This window comes from Mesorhizobium sp. M1A.F.Ca.IN.020.06.1.1, assembly GCF_004023265.1.
In the GTDB taxonomy this organism is placed as follows: Bacteria; Pseudomonadota; Alphaproteobacteria; order Rhizobiales; family Rhizobiaceae; genus Mesorhizobium.
The window spans coordinates 1-2243 of the sequence record NZ_RZSR01000961.1 but is presented as its reverse complement, the minus strand read 5'-3'; the positions used below and the strand labels follow the sequence as shown (position 1 = coordinate 2243).

The following is a 2243-nucleotide window of genomic DNA, read 5'->3' as shown; positions in this document are numbered from 1 at the left end:
TCCGGTCTCGGCCACCGGCCAGGTGGCCGGCGGCGCCAATGTCATCGTCTTCACCACCGGCCGCGGCTCCTGCTTCGGCTGCCGTCCGACTCCGTCGATCAAGGTCGCCACGAACTCGACCATGTACCACCAGATGGAAGAGGACATGGACGTCAATTGCGGTGTCATCGCTTCCGGCGAGAAGACGATCGCCGGCATGGGCCGCGAGATCTTCGAGCTGATCATCGAGACGGCGTCCGGACGCAAGACCAAGAGCGAGGCGTTCGGCTACGGCGACAACGAGTTCGTGCCCTGGCATCTCGGCGCGACGCTCTAAATAGTCGAAACGACCGCCGGTCGAACGGCAAAGGGAGGCTTTGATGAACAAACGCCGGATCGGCGCGACCGCGCTCGAAGTCACCGAAGTCAGCTTCGGCGGCGCCGCCATCGGCGGCCTTTATCGCGCCTGTCCGCGCGAGCCCGCAATGGAAACGCTGCAAGCGGCCTGGGACGGCGGGCTGCGTTACTTCGACACCGCGCCCTTCTACGGCTTCGGCCTGTCGGAGCGGCGCACAGGCGATTTCCTGCGTGAGAAGCCGCGCTCCTCCTATGTGCTCTCGACCAAGGTCGGCCGCCTGTTCCGGCCGGTGCCGGAGGACCAGGTTCCCGATCACTCCTATGTCGATCCGCTACCCTTCGCGCTCGACTACGACTATTCCTATGACGGCATCATGCGCTCGGTGGATTTTTCCTACGCGCGGCTCGGCCTCAACAAGATCGACATCCTGTTCGTCCACGACATCGGCGTCTACACGCATGGCGTCGAGAAGACGAAGCTGCATTTCCGTCAGCTGATGGATGGCGGGCTGAAGGCGCTGGAGGAGCTGAAATCGTCCGGCACGATTTCCGCCTACGGCCTTGGCGTCAACGAGGTCCAGATCTGCCTTGACGTGCTTCGCCGCGCGCCGCTCGACTGCATCCTGCTCGCCAGCCGCTATTCGCTGCTTGATCGCAGCGCCGAGGCCGACCTGCTGCCGCTTTGCCGCGAGCGGCGGACCTCGCTGATCATCGGCGGCGTCTTCAACTCGGGCATATTGGCGACGGGACCGGTGCATGGCGCGCATTTCGATTATCTGCCGGCGAGCAAGGATGTTCTCGACCGCGTCAGCGCAATGGAGCGCATCGCCATCGGAGGTGGCTATCCGCTGGCCGCTGCCGCGTTCCAATTCCCTCTGCACGAGCCTGTCGTTGCCTCGGTGCTGACCGGCACCGCCAAGCCCGCGAATCTGACGCGCAATCTCGAACTGCTGGATATCAAGGTGGCGGCGGCGGAATTTGCCAAATACGATCCTTATACGATCGTCCAGCAGCTTGGCTGAGATGCGGAGGACCCGGCAGACCGATCAGCTGCCACTCGTCACGAAAATGGCATGAGACACCGCTTGCATCGATCCGGGCAATGCACTATCAAAATCCGGCAAATGTTTTTTATTGATAAAGTTCTGTTTGGCTCGCGCCTATCCAAGTGGAGCTTCCGAACCTTCACCGGGCGACTTTAGGGAGGAACCTAATGAAATTCGTAACCAGCCTTCTCAACCGCCGCGCCTTCGTGGCTGTAGCCGCCGCCTCAATGCTCGCCGGTGCGATGCATCCGGCACCCGTCTCGGCGGCAGACGTGACCATCCCGATCATCGTCAAGGACACGACTTCGTTCTACTGGCAAATCGTGCTGGCCGGCGCCCGCAAGGCCGGCAAGGATCTCGGCATCAACGTGCCGGAACTCGGCGCCCAGGCCGAAACCGACGTCAACGGTCAGATCTCGATCCTCGAGAACGCCGTGGCCGGCAATCCGGCCGCGATCGTGATCGCGCCGACCGAAGCCAAGGCGCTCGGCAAGCCGATCGACGAGGCGGCGACCAAGGTCAAGGTCATCGGCATCGATTCCAGCGCCGAATCCAAGGCCTTCACCTCTTTCCTCACCACCGACAACGTCCAGGGCGGCCGTGTCGCGGCTGACGGTCTCGCCGCCGCGATCGGCGCCGCCAATGGCGGCAAGGTCGAGGGCAAGGTTGCGCTGATCACCGCGCTGCCCGGCGCCGGCTCGCTCGAGCAGCGCGCGCAAGGGTTCAAGGAACAGCTCAAGGCGAAATATCCCGGCCTCGAACTGGTCGCCGACAAATATGCCGACGGTCAGGCCACCACCGGCCTCAACATCGCGACCGACCTGATCACCGCCAATCCGGACCTCAAGGGCAGCTTCGCCT

2 protein-coding genes and 1 pseudogene are annotated in these 2243 nt (G+C 63.3%); all 3 read left to right on the top strand.

Translation table 11 applies throughout. The features are described from left to right. A pseudogene (locus tag EOA60_RS29570) lies at positions 1-316 on the top strand (UxaA family hydrolase); the annotation flags it as partial. Positions 317-359: 43 nt separating this feature from the next. After that, on the top strand, positions 360-1358 hold the full coding sequence (locus tag EOA60_RS29565; RefSeq protein WP_095823525.1) for an aldo/keto reductase: 999 nt from the start codon (positions 360-362) through the stop codon (positions 1356-1358). A gap of 191 nt (positions 1359-1549) precedes the next feature. After that, a partial coding sequence (locus EOA60_RS29560) for a substrate-binding domain-containing protein (RefSeq protein ID WP_128312369.1) occupies positions 1550-2243 on the top strand: 694 nt, incomplete at its 3' end.

Excerpts from the sequence above, each read along its gene's own strand:
- EOA60_RS29565 (WP_095823525.1), top strand. The coding sequence starts at position 360 with ATGAACAAACGCCGGATCGGCGCGACCGCGCTCGAAGTCACCGAAGTC.